The following is a 24,530-nucleotide window of genomic DNA, read 5'->3' as shown; positions in this document are numbered from 1 at the left end:
ATGTCAGACGTCGTTGCGATTGAACAATTCGTAAAACAATATAAAAATTTAAAAACTGAAATAGCCAAAGTAATCATTGGTCAAGATGCAGTAGTAAATCAAATATTAATCTCTATTTTTTCCGGCGGACATTCGCTTTTAATTGGAGTTCCCGGATTAGCAAAAACCTTAATGGTTAATACGATTGCACAGGCATTAGGATTGGATTTTAAACGTATTCAATTCACTCCAGATTTAATGCCAAGTGATATATTGGGTAGTGAGATTTTAGATGAAGAACGTCATTTTAAATTTATAAAGGGACCTATTTTTTCAAATATCATTTTAGCAGATGAAATTAATAGAACCCCACCAAAAACGCAGGCAGCACTTTTAGAAGCTATGCAAGAAAGAGCCGTAACCGTTGCCGGTCACCATTATAAATTAAGCTTACCATATTTTGTTTTAGCAACACAAAACCCTATTGAGCAAGAAGGAACCTATCCATTACCCGAAGCGCAATTAGACCGTTTTATGTTTGCTGTTTACTTGGACTATCCTTCTTTTAGCGAGGAAGTAGAGGTTGTTAAAGCAACGACTAGCGATACCAAAGTAAAAGTGAATCCGCTATTTACAGCACAACAAATAATCGATTTTCAACATCTTATTCGTCGTATCCCAGTAGCAGATAATGTTATTGAGTATGCGGTAACTATGGTAGCTAAAACAAGACCAAACGAAGATACCGCTACAGATTTGGTTAAAACCTACATAGATTGGGGAGCAGGGCCAAGAGCTTCTCAAAATTTAATTTTGGCAGCTAAAACACATGCCGCTATAAATGGTAAGTTCTCTCCGGATATTGAAAATGTTCAAGCCGTAGCTTATAGTATTTTAAGACATAGACTTATTAAAAACTATAAAGCAGAAGCAGAAGGCATCACAGAAGAAGAAATCATTAAGAGTCTATTCTAAATTTTTGTACATTGAGATCGTTTCGATGTATATAAACAAGCATAGAATTTTTGGACTAGATATTATTAGAGCACTAGCTATTTTATTGGTGTTATGCTCACATTCTACACTCTTACTTTTTCCCAATAATACAGAATTTTATATTACCGTTGTTCAGTTTTTTGGAACCGTTGGCGTAGATCTTTTTTTTGTTTTAAGCGGTTACCTTATTGGGGGCATTTTGCTAAAGCAAATTAACCAAGGGAAAACAAAGTTTAAAGACTTCCTGTATTTTTGGATACGAAGGTGGTTTAGAACCCTGCCAAATTATTTTTTAATCCTTGTTATTAACATCTTACTCTTTTATTTTTTACATGAAAGAGTTATAGAAAGTATTGCTTACTTTTTTGTGTTTTTACAAAACTTTTCAGGCCCGTACCCAGATTTTTTCACAGAATCTTGGAGTTTATCTATCGAAGAGTATGCTTATATCTTGGGGCCTTTAATATTATTTCTGTTAATCGCCTTTTTTAAAAACATTTCAAAAAAGGTTCTATATATAACCATGCTGTTGGTAATAATAATAACAATAACGCTTTTGCGCATAAACTTTCATTTAAATCATGATATAGTTTCGCATCACGATTGGAGCAGACATGTTAGAAAAGTGGTTATTTATAGAATTGATAGTATTTATTACGGTTTCCTTGCAGCATTTTTAGCACACGCATATTATGCATCTTGGCAGTATTATAAAAAAATGTTTTTCGTATTAGGGAGCGTATTGTTTTTGGGGATACACAGCTATATTTTCTTGTTTAAAGCACAACCGGAAAATTCACAGCTGTTTTATAATGTGTTTTACTTGCCGCTATTATCAATAAGTTTACTGTTCTTTTTTCCTTTTTTTAGCACATGGAAGACCGGGAAACTTTTTAAGAACCTAATTACCAGAATTAGTGTTTTGTCTTATGCGTTGTACCTAATTAATTACTCGATAGTTTTACTAACCATTCAATACTTTATAGAGGTAGAAAGCAAACCAATAATGGTTAAACTATTTATTCTGTTAGCATATTGGTTTTTATCATTTGGGTTATCACACTTATTATTCAAATACTTTGAAAACCCGATGACGAAATTAAGAGACCTAAAGATTTTTAAACAATAGAAAAAGATTGGTGAGTATCATAATTTACTCCGATAGTAGAATAGAAATATCCCCCTTTAACCGTGTAACCTCTTTGCTAACCAAAATATTATAAAATCCTCTTATGGCCTGTTTTTTGTCAACTAAAGACACATAACTACTATGGTAAAAGTCGGTACCGTCCTTCTTAGCTCTAAAATTGGTCATAAACTGATTGGCTTGAGCTTTGGCTTTATTAACGTCAGCATATAAAAATTGCCATTTGTCGTTTGGAATTCCAGTGGCCTCGGCATAAGATTTCAAAACGGGAATACTATCGTTTTCAGGATCGATAGTATGTGAAATAATTATAAAATCATTATCGTTTTTAAAAGTATTAGCAACCTCTATTAGTTTTTGTCGTATTGGCGGACAAATACTGGGGCAGTGGGTAAAGAAGAAATTTGAAACAAATACTTTATTATCAATATTTTTAGAATTAAAAGGCTTATTTAATTGATTTGTAAATCCACTGTATGTAATGGAATAAGGTGCTTTGTTACCAGAGCTATCAATTTTATAACTTAAAACTGGGAGTTTTTTTGAGTCGTTCTGGCAGCTTAAAACAAGCAGAAAAACAATAAACTTAAAGTGCTTCATCCGTTTGTGGGTTATATGTTTTCAAGCGTTCATCCATTTCTTTGTCATATAAAAACATAAACATACTGGCCATCATATCCTGATTAATTTTTGAGGTGTTATTTGTTTTTAAAACTAATTCATAGTCATGGTCGGTATAAAGCTTTATACCAGTTTCACTGGAAAAATAAGTAACCTCTTTTAATCCTATTTTGTTTTTATAGTTTTTTGCCTTACTGGTAAATAGTGTAGAATCTATGGTTTTGTCTCTAAAAGAAAGCGATTCAGAAAAAGGATGTAAATGAGAGGCGATAAGGTGCAAAGTTGTGTCCTCTAGCAATTGCAATTGTTCTGTAATATTGGCTTTATAAGTAGCCTCACCAGGAAAAACAACCCAGTGTCCAGAATAGGTAATACCGTCGTTATAAGTGTAGCTATGATTTTTAGTTTCAATAGGTAAGCACATATTCGGGTTTTCCTCTGTAGGTCCTTCAAAAGGGTTTTCCGTGTCATAGGGTAAAACGATCATAACCGTTTTGGGCATCAGCGGTCTTATACTTTTATGGTGCTTTTCGAGACCTATATTTATTTGATGCTTAACAGAAAAAGTTTTACCAACAACATTATGATTTAGGGTTTGAGTAGATAAAAATAAATTTTCATTGTTAAACACAGGAAAGCCAAACCCTTTAGGGAACTTATAGCTTTCAATACCAGTAGTCATAGTTGTTAAACGTGGGTATCGTAAACCAATTCTATTATTTAAGTTCCATCTGGCATAGTGCTCGCCATCGTAAAAATCAATATTTGTATGGCAAATAAAATCATTCGAAATAGCCTTGCTTTCATCATCATCGATGGCTTTGGTTTCAAAGGAAGTTAACCAAACCAAATTTGACTTCTCAGAATTTAACTGAAACGATTTTATAACCTGAGGGCCTTCCATAGATTTATAAATGTTGTCTATAACCATAGTTGGCGTGATTAACGAAATAGAATGATCTGTAGAAGTTATATGCCATGTATTATCAACAATTCCAAGTTTATGTGCCAGATAAGTTTTTACAATGGCTTTGTGTCTGTTAGTCAGGCTAAGATAATAGAGCCCACCAACGGTGTTTACTATTAAAATTAGAAAGACAAAATATTTTGTTACTTTAGATTTCATTTAAAGAGCCATTACAGTAGGATAACGAAAATAACGCTTTTTCACATAAAAAATAACGATTAAAACTATTAGAATAATAATGACAAAACGATTACTGATTAGAATCTTATTAATTATCAGTTTTGTAATTCCGTTAATGTTAAGTTTTCCCGTATGGCTATCCAGCAGAGGGTTTCCCACAACACCACTATTTTTTAAGCATTTAGAGTTTCATTATTATATAGATTTAGCGCTATTGCTAATTTTTTGTATTTCGGCAATTTGGTTTCTTTTAAAAGATATGGGCAGTGGCGGGTTATGTTTTTTTCTTATTTACGTGCTGTTATCCGTTTTCGATCAAACTCGAATTCAACCCTTCTATTTTGAAATTGTAGTAATTATTTTCTTTTATTATGCATTCCGAAACAATTTTAATCATTTTAAAATTGCCTTTTTCCTGCTAATGGCAGGAACCTATATCTGGAGCGGTTTACACAAAATGAATGGTACTTTTTATGAGTTTTGGTTTGAAGGCTTAAATAAAAGAATACCATTTGTACCCGTTTTTTTCAGACAGGTTTTTACTTGGCTGGTGCCTTTTTTAGAAGCCTCATTTGGAGTAGCATTACTATTTAATAAAACCAGAAAATGGGGTATTTATTTGCTGGCAATCATGCACACCATGGTTTTAATAACCTTAACCTATGCAGGAGTAGGGTTTACGGTGTTTCCATTAAACATGATTAACGTGATATTGCTTTTTATGCTATATCGTGGGTTTGATTGGAACATATTTAAATTAAAGACTCATAAAAGTTTAAAAATACGAATCATTGCTTTTTATGCTTTACTATTACCAGCTTTAAACTTGGTTGGTTATTACGATCATTTGTTGGCATTTAGTTATTTTTCTGGAAAGCCATCGTATTGCAATATTTTCTTTTCAAGTAAAGATGATCGAGACAAGTTACCAGAAAAAATGCAAAGCATTATGAGGGAGCATGAGGGAAAATATTATATAAATGTAAATGAATGGAGTCTTATTTATGTAAATCTGTTATGCTATCCACAAGACCGTGTTTATTTGTATTTACAAGATTATATAGAAACTTTTACAGGAGAACATACTACCCATTTACAATATTATAAAAAGTAACATGAAGCAAAGGGTTTTTGGCTTAGATTTAGTTAGGGCAATTGCCATAGTCATGGTTGTACTATCGCATGTGGCTTGGGTCATTCCTAAGCATAGAGAAACACTGTTGGATATACTGAGTGTTTTTGGAGTGCTTGGTGTAGAAATCTTTTTTGTTCTTAGTGGGTTTTTAATCGGTAGGATTATATTTAGAATATATACTTCCGATGATTTTAGTTTTTCAAGTATGCTCCACTTTTGGATTAGACGCTGGTTAAGAACATTGCCAAATTACTATCTGGTATTGCTCATTAATATTGGTGTAGCCGTTTATATTGGAATGGCACTGCCCGAAGGTTTGTGGAAATATGCTTTTTTTATACAGAATTTTTCTTCGGAAACACCTGGATTCTTTATGGAATCCTGGAGTTTGTCTATTGAAGAGTTCACCTATGTATTAGGTCCTCTGCTTTTGTTTTTAACCCTCTTTATAAAAACAAGGATTCCGAAACCCAATATGTTTTTAGCCATTACACTATTAATTATTCTTCTATTTATAATAACTAAAATAGTTTACAATTTTAACGAGGCAGAACGTACATTAATTAATTGGAATAATAGTCTTAAATCTGTTGTTATTTATAGAATTGATGCCGTTTATTATGGTGTTTTAGCAGCCTATATTTCGATTGTGAAAAATAAGCTTTGGAAGAAGATAAAATATCCCGCCTTTGGTTTGGGGTTACTTCTGTTTTTAGGGTTGAACGGATTAATGTTTCTGGGAGGCGTAAACATAGAAAACAATCCTTTTGTGTGGAATGTATTATACCTGCCAATTAACTCCGTTATTATGCTGTTAATGTTTCCTTTATTGAGTCAAATAAATACGGCACCAGCAATAATTTCAAGACCAGTTACCTTTATCAGTATTACTTCGTATGCAATTTATGTGTTGCACTATTCTGTGATATTACATTTACTTCAATACTTTATACCAGCTATTAATTTATCGGAGTTCGATGTTATAGTTTATATCGTAGTATATCTCTCTTTAACAATACTTGCTTCTTATGTGCTTTATAAGTTTTTTGAACACCCAATGACCAGGCTAAGAGATTCCAGTTTTATCAAAAAAAGGTTTGTTTAGCATGTCATACTTGCAAAATCGTCATTTTTGATGAACTAAAAATGATAAAAACACAAATCATAATAATTAAAAATGCTACTATAATAAATTAGTATTACTGGATATTGAAATGCATAGTTTATTTTGTAATTTGCATGACTTTGTAAAAAAACAAAAACTAAAAAATATCTATGGCATTGACATCGATATGATGACAGGAAAATACACTTATAATATTAAGGTGTCGAAGCTATTCCTCTCATAAGATTGTTGTCAAGCTAGTTTAACATTGAAATAACTTTTTATGAACTACAACGATTACGTTAAGGAAATTGAAGAAAGAAAAGCTCAAGGGTTACACCCTAAGCCAATTGATGGTGCTGAATTATTAAGCGAGATTATCACGCAAATAAAAGATACCAATAATGCGCACCGTGAAGATTCTCTTAAATTCTTTATTTATAATACCTTGCCAGGAACCACAAGTGCTGCTGGAGTAAAGGCAAAATTTTTAAAGGAAATTATTCTTGGTGAATCGGTAGTTAAAGAAATCACACCAACCTTTGCATTTGAGCAATTATCTCATATGAAAGGTGGACCATCTATCGGGGTACTTCTTGATTTAGCTTTGGGAGATGATGCAGCAATTGCAGAAGAAGCTGCTAAAGTATTGAAGACGCAGGTGTTTTTATACGAAGCTGATACGGAAAGGTTAGAAAGTGCGATGAAAGCAGGAAGCCCTATAGCTAAAGAAGTTATTGAAAGTTACGCTAAAGCGGAATTCTTTACAAAGTTACCAGAGGTTGAAGAAGAAATTCAAATAGTAACTTTCATTGCAGGAGTAGGTGATATTTCTACAGATTTATTATCGCCAGGTGCAGATGCACACTCCAGATCAGATAGAGAATTACATGGTCAGTCTATTTTCGAGCACAATAAAGACATGCAAAAAGAGCTTTTAGCGCTTAAAGAACAACATCCAGATAAACGTGTTATGTTGGTTGCAGAAAAAGGAACCATGGGAGTAGGGTCTTCAAGAATGTCTGGTGTAAATAACGTAGCTTTATGGACAGGCGTTGAATCAAGTCCTTACGTACCATTCATAAACATTGCGCCAGTAATTGCAGGAACAAATGGAATTTCTCCAATCTTTTTAACCACTGTTGGCGTAACAGGAGGTATCGGTATCGATTTAAAAAACTGGGTAAAGCAAAAAGATGCCGAAGGAAATACTATTGTTGACGAAGATGGAGAACCAATTTTAAAACAAGAATATTCTGTTGAAACAGGAACCGTTCTTACCATTAATACAAAGACAAAGAAACTTTATAACGGAGACCAAGAATTAAAGGATATTTCTGCGGCATTAACGCCACAAAAAATGGAGTTCATTAAAGCAGGTGGATCTTATGCAGTTGTTTTCGGTAAAAAATTACAAACATTTGCGGCTAAAACATTAGGAATTGATGTGCCTCAAGTGTATGCTACTTCAAAAGAGATTTCTATTGAAGGACAAGGCTTAACAGCAGTAGAAAAAATATTCAATAAGAATGCTGTGGGAAGTACCCCAGGTAAAACATTACATGCCGGTTCAGATGTTCGTGTTGAAGTAAATATTGTAGGGTCTCAAGATACTACAGGATTAATGACGTCGCAGGAATTAGAGATGATGGCTGCCACAATTATTTCTCCAATTGTAGATGGTGCTTACCAGTCTGGGTGTCATACAGCGTCTGTTTGGGATGATAAGTCTAAAGCTAATATTCCAAAGTTAATGAAGTTTATGAACGACTTCGGGTTAATTACAGCACGTGATCCAAAAGGAGCATACCATGCTATGACCGATGTCATTCATAAAGTATTAAATGATATTACAGTAGGAGATTGGGATATCATTATTGGTGGAGATTCTCACACACGTATGTCTAAAGGAGTTGCTTTTGGAGCAGATTCAGGAACAGTAGCCTTAGCCTTGGCAACTGGTGAGGCTACTATGCCAATTCCACAGTCTGTAAAAGTAACGTTTAAAGGAAATATGAGAAGTTACATGGACTTCCGTGATGTGGTTCACGCTACACAACAACAAATGCTAAAGCAGTATGCTGGTGAAAACGTATTCCAAGGAAGAGTTATTGAGGTACATATTGGTACTTTAACCTCAGATCAAGCCTTTACATTTACAGATTGGACGGCAGAAATGAAGGCGAAAGCATCTATCTGTATTTCGGAAGACGAAACGCTAATCGAATCGTTAGAGATTGCTAGAGATCGTATCGAAATCATGATTAAAAAAGGCATGGATAACGATAAGCAGGTGTTGCAAGGCTTAGTTGATAAAGCTAATACGAGAATTCAAGAGGTGAAAACCGGAATTAAACCAGCTTTAAGACCAGACGCTAATGCTGAGTACTATGCAGAGGTTGTGATAGATTTGGATGAGATTGCAGAACCAATGATTGCGGATCCAGATGTAAACAACGAAGATGTTTCTAAGCGTTATACCCACGATACCATTAGACCATTATCTTATTATGGAGGCACTAAACAAGTAGATTTAGGATTTGTAGGATCTTGTATGGTTCACAAAGGCGATATGAAAATTTTAGCTCAAATGTTAAAGAACATTGAGGCGCAACAGGGTAAAGTTGAGTTTAACGCACCATTGGTAGTTGCACCACCGACATATAATATTGTTGACGAGTTAAAAGAAGAAGGCGATTGGGAAGTGTTACAAAAATACTCAGGTTTTGAATTTGATGATAATGCTCCAAAAGGATTAGCACGTACTAAATATGAAAACATGCTGTACCTAGAGCGTCCAGGATGTAACTTATGTATGGGTAACCAAGAAAAAGCTGAACCAGGTGATACTGTAATGGCTACATCTACACGTTTATTCCAGGGAAGGGTTGTTAAAGATTCTGGAGAGAAAAAGGGAGAGTCCTTATTATCATCAACACCAGTAGTAGTGTTGTCTACAATATTAGGTAGAACACCTACTATGGAAGAATATGAAAAGGCTGTTGAAGGCATCGTATTAACTAAATTCAAGCCATCGCAGAAACAGTTAGTAATGTAATTTAAAGTTAAACCATTATAAAAAGAAGGAGGCTGTCTAAAAAGTGTCATTCAGAACATAGTGAAGAATCTCTTAAAAATTAAACATTTGTTTATTAGGGTATTGAGATTTTTCGACTGCGCTCAAAATGACAATTAAAAAACTTTTTAGACAGCCTTTTTTACGTTTATGCAGGAGCGATTTTCTGTTTTTCAATCGTGTACATATTTTGTATCTTGGTGGAGCACTTAAGCAAAAATAATAATACACTTTTATGGCATTTGATATTGATATGATAAAAGGGGTTTACGCTAAAATGAAAGACCGCGTAGATGCTGCCCGAGAAATTGTTGGACGACCACTAACACTTTCTGAAAAAATATTGTACAATCACCTCTGGGATGGTACACCTACCAAGGCCTTTGAAAGAGGAAAAGATTATGTGGATTTTGCACCAGATAGAATTGCATGTCAGGATGCTACGGCGCAAATGGCTTTATTGCAATTTATGCAAGCTGGAAAATCTAAAGTCGCAGTGCCAACAACGGTGCATTGCGATCACTTAATTCAAGCAAAGGTAGGAGCGGCTGTAGATTTAAAACACGCTAACAATGTTAGTAGTGAAGTTTTTAACTTCTTAGAGTCCGTTTCTGATAAATATGGTATAGGTTTCTGGAAACCAGGAGCCGGTATTATCCATCAGGTGGTATTAGAAAATTATGCATTCCCTGGAGGGATGATGATTGGTACAGATTCACATACCGTAAATGCTGGCGGACTAGGAATGGTTGCTATTGGTGTTGGTGGAGCCGATGCCGTAGATGTTATGGCAGGTATGGCTTGGGAGTTAAAATTCCCTAAATTAATTGGTGTACGATTAACAGGAAAACTATCTGGTTGGACAGCTCCGAAAGACGTGATTTTAAAAGTAGCCGAAATTCTTACTGTAAAGGGAGGAACCGGGGCAATAGTTGAATATTTTGGTCCGGGAGCAATAGCAATGTCGTGTACAGGTAAAGGAACTATATGTAACATGGGCGCAGAGATTGGTGCGACCACATCTACGTTTGGCTATGATGAATCTATGGATCGTTATTTACGAGCTACAGACAGAGCAGATGTGGCTAATGCTGCTAATGAAGTTAGAGATTATCTAACTGCAGATGACGAAGTATACGCGAATCCAGAACAGTATTTTGATCAGGTTATTGATATAAATTTATCTGAACTTGGGCCACTTTTAAACGGACCATTTACTCCAGATTTATCTACTCAGGTTGGTTCAGATATGACCAAAAAAGCAACTGAAAATGAATGGCCATTAAAAGTAGAATGGGGCTTAATAGGGTCTTGTACCAATTCATCTTACGAAGATTTGTCGCGCGCATCATCAATTGCCCAACAAGCTTTAGATAAAGGCTTAAAAACAAAAGCTGAGTTTGGTATTAATCCGGGCTCAGAGCAAGTACGTTTTACTGCAGAGCGCGATGGTATTTTAGAAGTATTCGAAAAATTAGAAGCCAAAATATTTACGAATGCCTGTGGGCCATGTATAGGGCAATGGGCTAGATATAGCGATCCAAAAAATGCACCTAAAAACAGCATAGTGCATTCGTTTAACAGAAACTTTGCTAAACGTGCGGATGGTAATCCAAATACACATGCATTTGTTGCTTCACCTGAATTAACAGCCGCGATAGCTATTGCTGGACGTTTGGATTTTAATCCATTAACAGATAAGCTTATCAACGAAAATGGAGAAGAGGTGATGTTAGATGAACCAACAGGATGGGAATTACCTCCAAAAGGTTTTGATGTAAAAGATAATGGCTATTTAGAACCAGTTGAAGATGGTAGCGGAGTTAATGTGGTTGTAAAAGACGATTCGGAGCGCTTACAATTATTAACACCTTTTGTACCTCTTGGAGATACTATTACTGGTGCTAAACTATTAATTAAAGCATTTGGTAAGTGTACTACAGACCATATTTCTATGGCGGGACCTTGGTTACGTTTCCGTGGTCATTTAGATAATATAGCTAACAATACGTTGATTGGAGCAGTAAATGCCTTTAACCAAAAAACAAACTTTGTTAAAAACCAATTGACAGGCGATTACGGAGGCGTACCAGATGTGCAAAGAGCATATAAAAAGGAAGGCATAAAAACGATTGTTGTTGGTGATCATAACTATGGAGAAGGATCTTCTCGCGAGCACGCCGCCATGCAACCAAGGCACTTGGGTGTAGCAGCTGTAATCGTAAAGTCGTTTGCCCGAATTCATGAAACAAACCTTAAAAAGCAAGGGATGTTAGGGTTAACATTTGCTAATGAGACAGATTACGACTTAATTCAAGAAGACGATACCTTTAACTTCCTAGATTTAAATGCATTTGCTCCCGGCAAGCAACTAACATTAGAAGTTGTACATGCAGACGGTAGTAAAAATGAAATTAAATTGAACCATACGTACAACGATTCTCAGATAGAATGGTTTAAAGAAGGTTCTGCATTGAATTTGATTAAGAAACAAAACGCTTAATTAAGGTTTAAGTTTTTGTAGAGACCTGTCAGGTTTTTAAAACCTGACAGGTCTTTTTTATTCTCAGTCTAAACTCTTGGCTAGTGGCTTGTTTAAACGAGTGTTATTTTGCTTTTTTATTAGAAGTAAGGCTGCCAGTGATTTTATATTTCGATTAAGTATGATTCTTTTACTAGTTTTTCAAAATCTGCATAACTTATATATCCATATCCATTATCACCCCAATTTTTACCCCATGAATTTTTAAACTTGATAAGTTGTTTATTATCATCATATCCTACCAAGCAAATAGCATGTCCACCCATAGGTTGTTCATCAACTTTCGGGTAAGTCATTAGTCCATTCTTATTATTGTAATTTGATTGATAAATAATCAAACCTGACACAATAGCCTTATTTATATTTAGAAGATTCTTGGTTTCTTCTATAGAACTAGAAGTTCTTCTGAAATATTTTATTTTAAAATGTCTTTTATCTTTTGACTCTGAGGGAGGTTTTAGCTTATATTCCCCTGGCTTATATTCCCAAAACCTACTTTCTATAATTCCCGTTTTTATAGAAAAATTAAAAGCATCAACGAAAGTAGCACCATAATCCTGTCCATTATTAATATTATTGTATAAGTATCTAGGACTCAAATCTATCTTAAGTGATTGCTTTTTTAAGTATAAAAATTCTATGGCTGATGTAACCGCAAATGCTACTGTTGAACCTTCTGAACCTTGATCTTTAACAATTCCATAATCGCTAGAATGATCAACATTACTTTTTATATCGCTAACAACTGTAGTGTCTAAAATTGTATTTCTTGATCCAGAAATTGGGGATGTTGAGATATTAATTTCGGAAATTTTCTGTCTAGTATATACCTCTAATTGGCTTTCAATTATCGATTGTTTTGAGTTTAAAAGAGTGGCTACTTGGTTTTCTGTTTCATTCCGTAAAAGCTGATTTAGCTGTTCTTCTGTAATTTCGTTAAGTCTCTTTTGAGCAATTTCTTTTGAATAGTCAATAACTGATTTAATTCCAAATAGCCCTATCACAAACAAGGTTATTCCTCCAATTGTGTACCATTGAACAAGTTTTTTTTAGCTTTTTCAAATACTCTTTTAGCCATCAACTCCTCCTCAAGAGTTTCATAATCTTTGAGCTTACTCTTTAAAAGCTTATTCTCTTCTAATACTTTTTCAATATCTTCTTCCATTTTTAATTCCCCATGATGCAAAAATATAAGTCGTTTTTAATGACCTTTATCGGTTGTTAAACGAAGTTAATGTATTTTTCTTACAACATCAAACAATGTATTTAATGCTCCTACTAAATTTTTGGGGACAAATTATTTGTTAATTGCTTTTGAATAAATTATTATCAATTTAAGGCTGTCAAAATTGTATTTTTACAAAAATTTCTAAAATGAATTCCAGACAAGACCAACTTAAAGCCTTCGATAGACTGTTAACCATAATGGATGAACTTCGTGAGCAATGCCCATGGGATAAAAAACAAACCATGGAAACGCTTCGTCATTTGACTATTGAAGAAACTTATGAGTTAGGAGATGCTATCTTGGATAACGATCTGGATGAAATAAAAAAAGAGTTGGGGGATGTGTTGTTGCACATTGTTTTTTATTCAAAAATAGGAAGTGAAACTAACGATTTTGATATTGCCGATGTTTGCAATAGTATTTGCGAAAAACTAATTAACAGACACCCGCATATTTATGGCGATGTAAAAGTTGAGAACGAGGAAGATGTTAAACGAAATTGGGAAAATTTAAAGCTAAAAGAAGGTAAAAAAAGTGTTTTAGAAGGTGTGCCCAAAAGTTTACCTGCATTAGTAAAAGCTAATAGAATTCAGGAAAAGGTAGCCGGAGTTGGTTTCGATTGGGAAGAGCCTAATCAAGTTTGGGAAAAAGTAGAGGAGGAGTTGGCCGAATTTAAAGCAGAGGTACAATCTGGTAATCAAGACGCTATAGAAAGCGAATTTGGAGATGTTATGTTTTCTATGGTAAACTATGCTAGATTTTTAAATATAAACCCAGAAAACGCTTTAGAACGAACCAATAAAAAGTTCTCAAAACGATTTCAATACTTAGAAGAAAAGGCTACGGCCATTAATAAGCCTTTAAAAGATATGTCTTTAGCAGAAATGGATGTATTTTGGGAGGAGGCTAAGAAGCTTTAAGGTTTGATGTAATATCTCACATATATCTAATAAGCATCCTTGAAAAAGAAAAAGAAGAATCCTGCGGTCCATTTACGATTACCATCTTCGCATTTACCAATTTTACTTCCTTTATAATAAACATCTCCATCATTTTCAACTTTACCTATCTTTGAACCTTTCATGTATACATCGCCATCAGATTCAATTTTACCAATTTTTGCCCCTTTTTTGTATACGTCACCATCACTTTCAATCTTACCGATTTTACAACCTCCTATATAAACATCCCCATCAGACTCGAACTCACCTTCACGGGAGCCATTTACATAAACATCTCCATCGTTTTCAATTTTACCAATCTTACTTCCTTTGTAATAAATACTTTGCCCATAAAAGGTATTTCCAAAGCATAGAACCAATGTTAACAATAGTAGTCTTTTCATTTTTTAAGATTTGAACATGAAGCTTACTACAATAATTGTTCCGATTACTATTACCTAGCATTATAATTAAAAGAAAAGTATGCAGTGAATATTCTTCAAATAAGATAAATGAAGAAGGTTTTTTAATAGGTTTACGATCGATTCGAATCTGAAAATGTAAATGATACTCACGATCTTAGGCAAAATCGTGAGTTATAATTTCTGTTCTAAATGGTTCTAGTTTAGTACGCTATAATGCATTCTAGATTAATAAAACCCTTTAATTTTTTTAAGCTTGGTTTCCCAAAGCTTAAGAGCTTCTTTATGAGTTTTAATGTTTTGATGCACTTCCTTTACAAGCGGGTTGTCGTCATTAACATTGGTGAAAAACTGTAAATTGTTTTCCAACTGGTTGATTTGACTTTTTACCTCGTCTATTTTCTTACGAATAAAGGAGTGTTCATTGTCTAAATTTCTGTGATCGACATCAGACTCGTTGATATTATCCAGCTTGTTTTCAAACTTAATCATTTCAACCTCGTTCTTATCCATTTCTAAGCTAGCAAACAAGCCATCAATCGCTTTTTGAAACTTACCTTCTATATAGCGTTTGTCGTTAGGTACTTTTCCAATGTTTCTCCACTTTGCGATTTGTTCTTTTATAGCTGCCAGATTTTCATCCTTAGACCCTGATAATTCTAAATCTTTTAGGGTATTTAAGAACTCATTCTTTTTATTAAAGGCATCAATATTTTCTTGACTTGCAGCATTTCTTTTGGTATGTAGTTTATCAAAATAATAGTTACATGCTGCTTTAAATTGCTTCCAGATTTTATCACTGTCTTTTCTAGGGACGTGGCCGATTTTTTTCCAATCACTTTGGATTTTCTTCATTAAAGGCGTGATAGTTTCAAAATCTTCACTGTCCTTGTTATCTTCGGCTATTTTAATTAAATCTAATTTGAGCTGTAGATTTTTGTACTGTTCTTTTTTAAGTCCTTTGTAAAACGCATTTTTTTGTCTGTTAAAATGACGTACAGACTCTTTAAATTTAGCCCATGTACTTTCGTTTACTTTTATAGGAACTTTTCCAGCATTAAAAAACGCATTACGTAGTTCTTCAACTTCTTTGATTTTCTTTTGCCAAGCACTGTGCGATTTGCTTTCTTGTGTGTTAATAGCATCAATACCAGCTATAATCTCAAGCTTAGTTTCAAGATTTTTTTCGTAGACCTTATCTATTTCTTGGTAGTAAACCTGTCGTTTATCGTTAATAATTTTTGTGGCAGCTTTAAAGCGTTCCCAAATCTCTTCTCTGTGCTCTCTAGCTACAGGTCCAAGTTCTTCCTTCCACATTTTATGTAACTCTTGCAGCTCTCTAAAAGCACGCATTACATTATCATCCTGAGCCAATTCTTCAGCACGATTAATAATCATTAACTTCTTTTCTAAGTTATGTTTGAAATCTAAATCGCGTAAGTCTCTGTTTAGGTGTAAGAAATCGTAAAATATCTCTACATGGTGGTGGTAACTATTCCAGGCATTATTGTACTTGTCTCTTGGAATAGGTCCTGTTGCACGCCAACGTTCTTGTAATTCTTTAAAGTGTTTGTACGTGGTATTTATGTTCTCTTCGAGATTAATTAAGCCTTTTAATTCTTCAATAATCGCGAGTTTATCAACTAAGTTTTGCTTTAGGTTTTTTTCTAAACTTTGGTAATGCTCGTTTAGCTTTTTTCTATAGCCTCTGTAAGCTTCCTTATACCTTTTTTGAATAGGGGAAGAGTAGTAGAAATCGATTTCGTTGCCGCCATCATTTAAAAATTCTTCCTTTTTTTCGTCTATAAGAGCTTGAAACTTGCTTTTAAATACATTATTTATCTTATCTACATGAGATTTTATAGCTTGTACTTTTTCGTTTTTTATAAGCTTCTCTAACTCAATAGCTAAAGCTTCTAACGACATGCCATCGTACTCTTTAACCTCTATAGTGTGTCGCTCTTTGTTACCTTCGTCTTCGGCGTCTTCGGCGTTAGACTCTTCTATTTCATTAATAACTTCATCATTTTCTTTTGCCTCAGAAGTTTCATCCTTTTTCTCTGCCTCAACATTTTCATTTGTATCTGGCTTTTCAATGGCTTCATCCGGAGCTTCATTAGTCGGTTCGGTGGAAGTGTTATCTACTTCCTCTGGAGTGGCAGCAGTTTCTACTTTTTGGGTTTCAACCTCAGGCGCTGAGCTTTCATCGGTTTGATCTGTAACCTCAGTGTTACTTTCTTCTGTTACTGAAGCTTCAGTTTTTTCATCTGTCCCAACATCTTCGCTTGCATTAGGCGTTTCATCACTTTCACTTGGGGCTTCTTCAACAACTTCATTAGTTACATTAATCGTTTCCTCAGGATTGGCAGTATCTGCTTTTTGAGTGTTATCTATTTCTTGTGAAGTGTCATTCGTTGAGTCGTTTTTAGATTGACTTACGGTTTTATCTTCGTTACTTTCCCCTACTTCTTGAAGTTTGTTAATATCAGACATTTTGAAAAATGTTAAGGTTCATCAAATACTTTCGACTTTAAAGATACTAACAAGTCTAGTATTTACAAAGATTAAGAAGGGGTTTTAACTATTACAAACGCATTTTATCTATAAATTCCATATAGACCAAGCTTTTTCGGCTTGTAATTTTAACATATTTAACCCATTAATTGTTATAGCACCGTTCGATTTGCCAGATTTTAGGAATTTAGTTTCTTCTGGATTATATATTAGGTCGAATAAAATGTGTTGGTTGGATATGGCTTGATATGGGATATCAGGGCAATCGTCTACATTAGGAAATGTTCCCAGCGGTGTGCAATTTATAATTATTTGATGTTGTTTTATGGCATCTTCTGTTAACAAATCGTAGGTAAAACCAATACCTTCAGATTGTTTTCTTGATACGTATTGATACGTAATGCCTAATTTTTTTAAGGTATATGCTATGGCTTTACTGGCACCTCCTGTACCTAAAATTAAAGCGCTTTTGTGGTGTGGTTTTAAAAAAGGTTCAATGGATTTTTTAAACCCGTAACAGTCTGTATTGTATCCTACCAGTTTCCCTTTTTTAGTAACTTTAATTGTGTTTACTGCGCCAATAGCCTTTGCTTTTTTGTTTACTTTGTCAAGGTATGGCATAACAACTTCTTTGTACGGAATTGTTACGTTTAAACCTTTTAAGTCTGATGTGTTTTTTATTATGGAAGGAAATAAATCGATGCTTTTTATATCGAAGTTTTCGTAGGTTGTATTTGTTATGTTTTCGTTTTCGAATTTCTTTTTAAAATATGTTCTCGAAAACGAGTATGAGATATCCTTGCCTAATAATCCTAATTTGTTCATTTATTTTTTCTAGTTTTTTGTCCATACCATTCTAAAGCCAATACAATAATAATTCCTAAAAACGTGAATGCTATGGCGTAATAAGTTTCAGTATTTAGTTCTGGTATGAAGCGCTCGTAATTTTCTATTATTTTTTGGCCTGTAGAATCTAATACATAGCTGCCATCTGTAGCTTTTTTATATGTTGTTTCTTTCCATGGCCATACAACCCCTAACGACCCAATAATAAAGCCTATAATGGCAGATAATGTTATACTCTTGTAGTGCTTTAAAATATAGCTTAAGGCATGCGAAAAAGTAACCAAACCGGTTATAGACCCTAAGGTAAATACGACTAATACTTTAAGCATTCTTATGCGTTCTGTATTATTAACAAAGGTGAAATTTCCTCCTAGAATTTCATAAAAAGTGTCGTAAAGCGCATTTACCGAATCTACCAGTAGTAATACGTAATTACCAAGGAGTATAAGTATAAAAGACCCGGAAAACCCAGGAAGTGTCATGCCAGATACGCTTATGATGCCGCAAAAGAATACAAACCAAAGATTATCGTTTTCCTTTGCTGGGTTAAAAAAGCTAATGCCTAAACCTACTATGATTCCAATGGCTAAGGATGTGTAGGTTTTATAATTCCAATCTTTAAAATCTTTATTGATGTAATAAATGGAGCCGACAATCATTCCGAAGAAAACACTCCAAACATAAAGCTCGTAGTGCTTTATTAAATAATCTAAAACTTTAGAAATACTAAAATAGCTAATAACCATCCCTAAAAAGAGAAGGCCTAAAAACCGACCGTTTATGTAATTGAAAAAGCTTTTAAACCGGCCGTTTATAAATAGTTTAAATGCTTTACTGTTTACTTTTTTAAGAGAGTATATAAATTCTTCGTAAAAGCCAGCCACAAAAGCAACAACACCGCCAGATACACCGGGAACTTTATTAGCTGCTCCCATGCCCAATCCTTTTAGAATAAGAAAAATTTTATCGGCAAGTGTTCTGGTACTCTCCATTTATTGTTTTTTTGAACCTATTTTTTCTAGAATAAAAATAGTTAAAAAACCAACAATCATTAAAATTATGGAAAACATAAGTTGATTTTCGCCATCGAAAGAAAAAGGAGAAATGCTTTCTTGTAAAACAGGCGTTTTTATGCCTTTGGAATTTGTGTGCCATGTTAAGGTTTTTTTCCAAGGCCATACTTTGTTCAGTGATCCAAAAATAAAACCGGTAAGTAATGCTAGTGTAATATTGTGATAGTGTTTGAAAAGCCACTTTAAAACATGACTAAAACTAAGAAGACCAATTACGGCACCACTGGCAAAGATTGCGATCTTTTTTATATCTACATCGTGAATGGCATTACTGAGAGTTTTATAGGCGCCTAGTATTATTAATATAAAAGATCCTGAAATACCAGGTAATATCATGGCGCAAATAGCAATAGAACCTGCTAAAAACAAAAACATTGAGCTTTCGTTCGATGCTAAAGCAGGAAGTCTTGTAATGTAAAACGCTATACTGGCTCCTATAATTAAAGCCAGGATTATTGGTATGCTCCATTTGGTGATCTGTTTTCCAACAAAATATATACTGGCTACTATGAGCCCAAAAAAGAACGACCAAATTAAAATAGGGTGATTTTCTAATAAATACTTAGCTAGCCTCATAAAAGAAACAAAACTTACTATAATGCCAGATGCCAGTGCTAGTAGGAAGTTACCATTTAATTGTTGCCAGAAGGCCTTAAAACCTTTACTGAAAAGTGTTTTAAAAAGCGATGCGTTTATATTACTGATTGAGGAAATTAATTCTTCATAAATACCAGATATAAACGCAATGGTACCTCCTGAGACCCCTGGTACGGCGTCTGCTGCTCCCATAGCTAAACCTTTTAGAGAAATAACGAAATAATCAATTAAGCGTCTTTGCATGTTCTAATTTTTAAATGATAATCAAAGGTATGTTTTAATATGCTGCTATTAAAAATTCTATAGGGAGAAAGAATAACTTTATATTAATGTATCTCTAATTTCTTTAAAGGATAACAAAATTATATGATACGTTAGCTTATAGACTTGTTTTAAGTAGTTTTTTTACCAAGATTCTATTGGACACTTCGGGGAAAAGTTCTTCAATTATAAAAGCGTAATCTTCATTGTAGCGTATACCGTTTTTTAAATGAAAAGTACCTTTGTCAATTTCATTTAAAGAAAAGTATAAACCTGCCAGACGATATTCCAATTCTGCGTTTTCTGGATAAAATTCCAAAGCTTGTTCAAAATTATAAATAGCGGCTTGTGATTCGCCGAGTTTAATTAATAAATCACCTCGAGATAGCCATGTGTTGAGTTCGTAATTTCCTAACTCTAAAGTTTTTTTAAATCCGCGTTCTGCTTCTTCGTAAAGATTAAGGCGTTGGTTAATTTGCGAGTATAGTTTCCAATAGATAACATTCTCGGTGTCTATATTGATTGCTTTGTTTATGTAGTACAAAGCTTTTTGGTAATTTTTCTTTCTGTTGTAATACTTCGTTATGGCAATCCACCCTTTATCTAATAAGGGATCTTCATGTACGGTTCTATAATAGTACTGAACTGCCAAACTATCATTTTTTAACTGTTCGTAACAACTACCAATACGCAATAAAGCGAAGGATGTTGGTTCGTCTAGTTTTAAGGAAATACTGTAATTTTCGATAGCATCTTCGTAACGGTTCAATTTTTCAAGAACTTTTCCTTTTTCAAGGTATGCTCCTACAAAGGAATCGTCTGAGATAATTGCAAAATCGAAAGCAGCAAGGGCTTTTTTATAATTGCCTAATGCGTAGTATTGTTTTCCTAATTGATGCCAGGCTACTTCGCAATACGGGTTTTTATCTAAAAATATATTTAAATAGGTAATGGCTTCTTCATTCTGTCCTAAGAACTCAAAGCAATAGATAACATTATATAGTGCTGAATAATCCTCTAAATCTACTTCCAAACATTTCATGAAGTACACTTTGGCTTCTTCAAATTGGTCTAAAAACAAATACTCCATACCAATTAGAGAGTATAAGTCTACAACATCGTCGGTAAGCTCTAATGCTCTTTTTAATACATCAATGGCTTGTTGGTGCTCATCTTTTTTCGATAGTATATTTGCTTTTTGAATGTAGATTTCCTCATTCGTAGGATCTAAACTATGGAGTTCGTTAAGTAAGGTATCTGCTTCTATTAACTTATCTTCTAATACATAAACTTCAACTTTAAAAAGCCTTAAGTTAATTGAGGTGGTGTGCTGGTCTAATCCTAATTTGATAGCCTTTTTTGCTAAGGCAATCTTTCCCTGATTAAGATAGTGGTGAATAATGTTTTCAAATTCTTCTGAATCGAAAAACAAAACATGGTTTGTTTTTAACATCGATTCAAATTTTGATAGAGGCAAATTGTTGTTGTCATTATGACTAAACTCCATAAGCACTTTTATAAGTTTCTACTTCGAATAAATTTAAGCTTCTATTTGTCTTTATGTCGACAGACAAAGCAAATGTTTTTAACAAAGTAATCAACAACTATGCCTTTTGCTAAGTTTGTCACCCTTTATTGTGGTTTTCAGAACATTGAACTGACAAAAATGTTATGAGATGCTGTTTAAAACATCAATAATTATAGCACACCCTTTAGTTATTTCTTCATTTGTAATGGTTAATGGAGGCGTAATTCTTACAGCTTTAGGTTCAAAAAGGAGCCAGAATAGTATTAAACCTGCTTCTTGGCATTTAAGAATTAGGGTATTTGCAATGTCTTCTGAAGTCATTATAAGAGCAAGCATGAGCCCTATACCTCTAACTTCTTTAATGAGCGGGTGGACTAAAAGTTGACGGAACAACGTTTCTTTTTCCAATGCGTCATGCATGAGGTTGCTTTCTGTAATTTCTTGTAAGGTCGCTAAGGCAGATGCCGCTATAACCGGGTGGCCACCAAAAGTGGTAATGTGTCCTAGTTTAGGTTTATCCTGCAATAAGTCCATGAGTTTGGCAGATGCTGTAAAAGCGCCTATAGGCATACCGCCGCCTAAACCTTTACCAGTAACTAATATGTCTGGAGTGCAGTTATAATGCTCAAAACCAAAGAGTTTTCCTGTTCTGCCAATACCGGGTTGTATTTCATCTAAAATTAAAAGTGCACCTACTGCGTTGCAGCGATTCCTTACCTTTTCTAGATACCCATTTTGAGGTGCTATAAAACCAGCACCGCCTTGTATGGTTTCTAAGATAACACATGCAGTTTTTGTGGTGATGTGCTCTAGATCGGCTTCATTGTTAAATGAAATAAATTGCACATCGGGAAGTAGTGGTCTGTAGGCTTGTTTTCTTTCTTCATACCCCATAACACTCATAGACCCCATGGTGTTGCCATGGTATGCCTTATTTGCGGCTATGATTTGACTTCTCCCAGTAGCTCGTTTAGCTAGTTTTAAGGCACCTTCAATAGCTTCGGTACCAGAATTGGTTAAATATGTTTTTTCTAAAGGGAGGGGTAGGTTTTTTGCTAATAATTTAGTGAGTTCTACGGCTGGTTTTAATATGTATTCGCCATAAACCATAACGTGTAAATAGCTATCCAGTTGCTTTTTAATAGCATTTATAACTTTAGGGTGATTATGTCCTAAGGGGCAAGCAGAAACACCAGCAACAAAATCCAGATAGGCTTTGTTATTAATATCGTAAATATAAGAACCATTGGCATGGGAAATTTCCATAGCCAATGGGTGAGGGGTTGTTTGTGCTTGATATTTAAAAAAATCAGACGTCATTATTTTTAACCTAAACCTTAACTTTTTTCTTCAGTCTTTTTTAAAACATTTGGTATTGATGCAGGTTTTGGCACCTTTTTTATAGGAGCAGGTATATGCCTTGACGCCTTCGAAGGTGTCTTTTTGTCAGCTTTATCCCTTTTATCGGCAGCTTCAACACGTTTTCGCATGTCTTCATCAAAGAAATCCTCTTGTGGAACATAATCTTCCAACCCTTTTATAACTGGTAAATCCAGAGGTGGGTCGTCACTAAACAGATCTTCAACACTCATGGGACGTTCATTTTCGCGCCAATCAAAACCTTTTAAAATCTTTTCTTTTTCAGGGTATTTAGATTCTGGATGCAGTTTACCATCAACTTGATTTATTCTGTTGTATTCTTCAATATCGCCATCGGCAAAAAGCATGGATATGCTTCCGGATTTAGCTTTGTCTATACCTATAAGTTCTTGCTTATCGTTACGTGTGTAAAAAATAGATTGGGCGTTTTTAATAATATCTACTTGTCGTAATTCATTCTCGTCGTTAAACAACCCAATTAATCTCATACCGGAAATTTGGTTATATCCGTTTTCGCTTATAGTATCTTTACTAATAATAAAGGCATTATTGAAAACTCTTAAGGAGTCTATGCGTTCTGTTTCGGAATTTGAAATTAAATGAATGGTATCTCCAGTCATTTGGTTTGCAACATTCCAGAGAATAGGTCTACGTTTGGTAGAAAACTTATCTCTGGACGAAAATCGGTCTAAGTTTATTAATTCGGTAATCCCGGTTTTTTGATTTGAACATATGGAATCTGCTTTTCCGCTAAGATCGGTTTTATATAGTTTAGCATTGTAATAAGCCCGGACAATACGGTGATCGGGTTTGCCGGTTACCATAATCTTATCGGCGTGTATATAAATAGAATCGTTTTCTTGTTTGGTAATAGCTAAAGCGCGTTTGGTAATAAATACGGAATCTTTTTCTTTAAAAACCTCGGCATAATGGCCTTTTATAACACTATTGTTAATGGTATCGGTAACCTTTATATTGTTACTTGCCGAAGCAAAACTTGTATTATTATCAAAATATAAGCTGTCTCCTTCTACAATACGGTTGTCGTAATCAATTCTTGCTTTTTTTACAGCATACCCTACGTCACTCTTGGTGTCGTAAAATCCTTTTTCGCAATAGGTAACACTTGTTTCGGTTGTTATTGTTGAAGGGCCATATAAATAAGCATAACCACTATCTGGATAGAAATCGAAAAAATTAGAGTTAATAGTTGATTCCTTGTTTACCAGTACTACATCTTCAACAAACTGATATTTTGGTATGGCCATGTAGTAGCGCCCAATTTTACTGGTAATCGTTCCAGAAGAGTCTTTTACAACCGTACCACCATTTTTATAATAGGCTTGTTGCTTAATACGATCGAAATATAAAGTGTCTGAAGATATTGTAGAGTTTGGATCTTTTAAAATAACATCGCCACTGGCAAAGGCCAAGCCAGTTGCACCGCTATACTCAACATATTTTGAAGTCATGTTAATGGTATCACCTTGTTTTATGATTACATTACCATAAGCCTCAATAAAGTTTTCTTTGCCGTAGTGTATGGCTTTATCGCACCACATGTTGGCTCCTTTATGTTCTATATGTACTTGCTGCGCATCGTCGCGCGTTAAAACTTTGGCGCCCGGATAATTTTCTTCATCTACGTGTAAAAATCCCGAATACTTAATTTCTATTTTCTTTTTCTCTTGTGCCTTTGTTATTGAAACAAATCCAATAAGAAGAATAAAAAGTAAAACGTGTAGTTTGTTCAAAATATAAAAAGTTTGTCGCAAAAATAACGATTATAATAATGTTTAATTATGTGTTACCATTTTTTTATGATTTGAGTAAAATATTTTTTGAATGCCCTTTTTTAAACAAGATTCAATTTAAAATAAATAAAAATGGTTTATGTGTAGTTATAGAAATCGCTTACCCTTTTTTTGTATTGGTTAACCATGAAAACGATACTGTTTACCATATTAATTTTACTGTACTTTTTTAACTGAC

Annotated in this window: 19 protein-coding genes; 7 read left to right on the top strand and 12 right to left on the bottom strand. The window is 34.2% G+C overall.

Annotated features, from left to right (window positions below):
- Together C1H87_RS04805 and C1H87_RS04800 are read left to right on the top strand one after the other, a co-directional pair.
- Positions 1-954, top strand: coding sequence for an AAA family ATPase (locus C1H87_RS04805; protein WP_102754726.1), 954 nt, complete (start codon positions 1-3; stop codon positions 952-954).
- Between the two features lie 25 nt (positions 955-979).
- Complete coding sequence (locus C1H87_RS04800) at positions 980-2,104, top strand: acyltransferase family protein (protein WP_102754725.1); 1,125 nt, start codon at positions 980-982, stop codon at positions 2,102-2,104.
- Between the two features lie 24 nt (positions 2,105-2,128).
- On the opposite strand, the gene C1H87_RS04795 is transcribed toward C1H87_RS04800, so the two are convergent.
- Positions 2,129-2,722: an SCO family protein gene (locus tag C1H87_RS04795; protein WP_102754724.1), complete on the bottom strand. Its 594-nt coding sequence runs from the start codon at positions 2,720-2,722 to the stop codon at positions 2,129-2,131.
- Positions 2,709-3,869 carry a hypothetical protein gene (locus C1H87_RS04790; protein WP_102754723.1) on the bottom strand — a complete coding sequence of 387 codons (1,161 nt, stop codon included), beginning with the start codon at positions 3,867-3,869 and terminating at the stop codon, positions 2,709-2,711. Before C1H87_RS04790 ends, C1H87_RS04795 begins: the two co-directional genes overlap by 14 nt.
- 79 nt (positions 3,870-3,948) lie before the next feature.
- On the opposite strand from C1H87_RS04790, the gene C1H87_RS04785 reads away from it, so the two are divergent.
- The 4 genes from C1H87_RS04785 to C1H87_RS04770 all read left to right on the top strand — a co-directional run bounded on the left by C1H87_RS04785 (position 3,949) and on the right by C1H87_RS04770 (position 11,709).
- On the top strand, positions 3,949-5,004 hold the full coding sequence (locus C1H87_RS04785; RefSeq protein WP_158655122.1) for a MauE/DoxX family redox-associated membrane protein: 1,056 nt from the start codon (positions 3,949-3,951) through the stop codon (positions 5,002-5,004).
- A 1-nt stretch (position 5,005) separates the two neighbouring features.
- Positions 5,006-6,130 carry an acyltransferase family protein gene (locus tag C1H87_RS04780; RefSeq protein WP_102754721.1) on the top strand — a complete coding sequence of 375 codons (1,125 nt, stop codon included), beginning with the start codon at positions 5,006-5,008 and terminating at the stop codon, positions 6,128-6,130.
- A 283-nt stretch (positions 6,131-6,413) separates the two neighbouring features.
- On the top strand, positions 6,414-9,188 hold the full coding sequence (locus C1H87_RS04775) for a bifunctional aconitate hydratase 2/2-methylisocitrate dehydratase (RefSeq protein ID WP_102754720.1): 2,775 nt from the start codon (positions 6,414-6,416) through the stop codon (positions 9,186-9,188).
- Between the two features lie 253 nt (positions 9,189-9,441).
- Positions 9,442-11,709, top strand: a complete 2,268-nt coding sequence (locus C1H87_RS04770) for an aconitate hydratase (RefSeq protein ID WP_102754719.1) — start codon at positions 9,442-9,444, stop codon at positions 11,707-11,709.
- 143 nt (positions 11,710-11,852) lie between these two features.
- Here C1H87_RS04770 and C1H87_RS04765 read toward each other — a convergent pair whose 3' ends face one another.
- Complete coding sequence (locus tag C1H87_RS04765; RefSeq protein ID WP_158655121.1) at positions 11,853-12,752, bottom strand: C1 family peptidase; 900 nt, start codon at positions 12,750-12,752, stop codon at positions 11,853-11,855.
- Positions 12,753-12,760: 8 nt separating this feature from the next.
- Entirely contained in the window at positions 12,761-12,913 is a 153-nt protein-coding gene (locus tag C1H87_RS23270) for a hypothetical protein (RefSeq protein WP_158655120.1), read from the bottom strand.
- A 209-nt stretch (positions 12,914-13,122) separates the two neighbouring features.
- Between C1H87_RS23270 and mazG the strand changes: the two genes are divergently transcribed.
- Entirely contained in the window at positions 13,123-13,896 is a 774-nt protein-coding gene (mazG, locus tag C1H87_RS04760; RefSeq protein WP_102754717.1) for a nucleoside triphosphate pyrophosphohydrolase, read from the top strand.
- 26 nt (positions 13,897-13,922) lie between these two features.
- Here mazG and C1H87_RS04755 read toward each other — a convergent pair whose 3' ends face one another.
- The 8 genes from C1H87_RS04755 to C1H87_RS04720 form a co-directional block, all read right to left on the bottom strand.
- On the bottom strand, positions 13,923-14,321 hold the full coding sequence (locus tag C1H87_RS04755; protein WP_199769332.1) for a polymer-forming cytoskeletal protein: 399 nt from the start codon (positions 14,319-14,321) through the stop codon (positions 13,923-13,925).
- A gap of 246 nt (positions 14,322-14,567) precedes the next feature.
- On the bottom strand, positions 14,568-16,832 hold the full coding sequence (locus C1H87_RS04750; protein ID WP_233783349.1) for a DUF349 domain-containing protein: 2,265 nt from the start codon (positions 16,830-16,832) through the stop codon (positions 14,568-14,570).
- Between the two features lie 108 nt (positions 16,833-16,940).
- Positions 16,941-17,678 carry a shikimate dehydrogenase family protein gene (locus C1H87_RS04745; RefSeq protein WP_102754716.1) on the bottom strand — a complete coding sequence of 246 codons (738 nt, stop codon included), beginning with the start codon at positions 17,676-17,678 and terminating at the stop codon, positions 16,941-16,943.
- Positions 17,675-18,691 (bottom strand): DUF368 domain-containing protein, encoded by a 1,017-nt coding sequence (locus C1H87_RS04740; RefSeq protein WP_102754715.1) that lies wholly within the window; start codon positions 18,689-18,691, stop codon positions 17,675-17,677. The genes C1H87_RS04745 and C1H87_RS04740 overlap by 4 nt, the downstream gene beginning before the upstream one ends.
- Positions 18,692-19,612, bottom strand: a complete 921-nt coding sequence (locus C1H87_RS04735; protein WP_102754714.1) for a DUF368 domain-containing protein — start codon at positions 19,610-19,612, stop codon at positions 18,692-18,694. It lies immediately after the preceding gene.
- 136 nt (positions 19,613-19,748) lie between these two features.
- Positions 19,749-21,137, bottom strand: a complete 1,389-nt coding sequence (locus C1H87_RS04730) for a tetratricopeptide repeat protein (RefSeq protein ID WP_102754713.1) — start codon at positions 21,135-21,137, stop codon at positions 19,749-19,751.
- Between the two features lie 162 nt (positions 21,138-21,299).
- Positions 21,300-22,478, bottom strand: a complete 1,179-nt coding sequence (locus tag C1H87_RS04725) for an aspartate aminotransferase family protein (protein WP_102754712.1) — start codon at positions 22,476-22,478, stop codon at positions 21,300-21,302.
- Between the two features lie 17 nt (positions 22,479-22,495).
- On the bottom strand, positions 22,496-24,292 hold the full coding sequence (locus tag C1H87_RS04720; RefSeq protein WP_102754711.1) for an OstA-like protein: 1,797 nt from the start codon (positions 24,290-24,292) through the stop codon (positions 22,496-22,498).
- Positions 24,293-24,530: the final 238 nt, after the last annotated feature.

The sequence above is a fragment of the Flavivirga eckloniae genome (assembly GCF_002886045.1).
Classification (GTDB): Bacteria; Bacteroidota; Bacteroidia; order Flavobacteriales; family Flavobacteriaceae; genus Flavivirga; species Flavivirga eckloniae.
The sequence above is the reverse complement of the archived record's forward strand: the minus strand, read 5'-3'. Positions and strand labels throughout refer to the sequence as shown.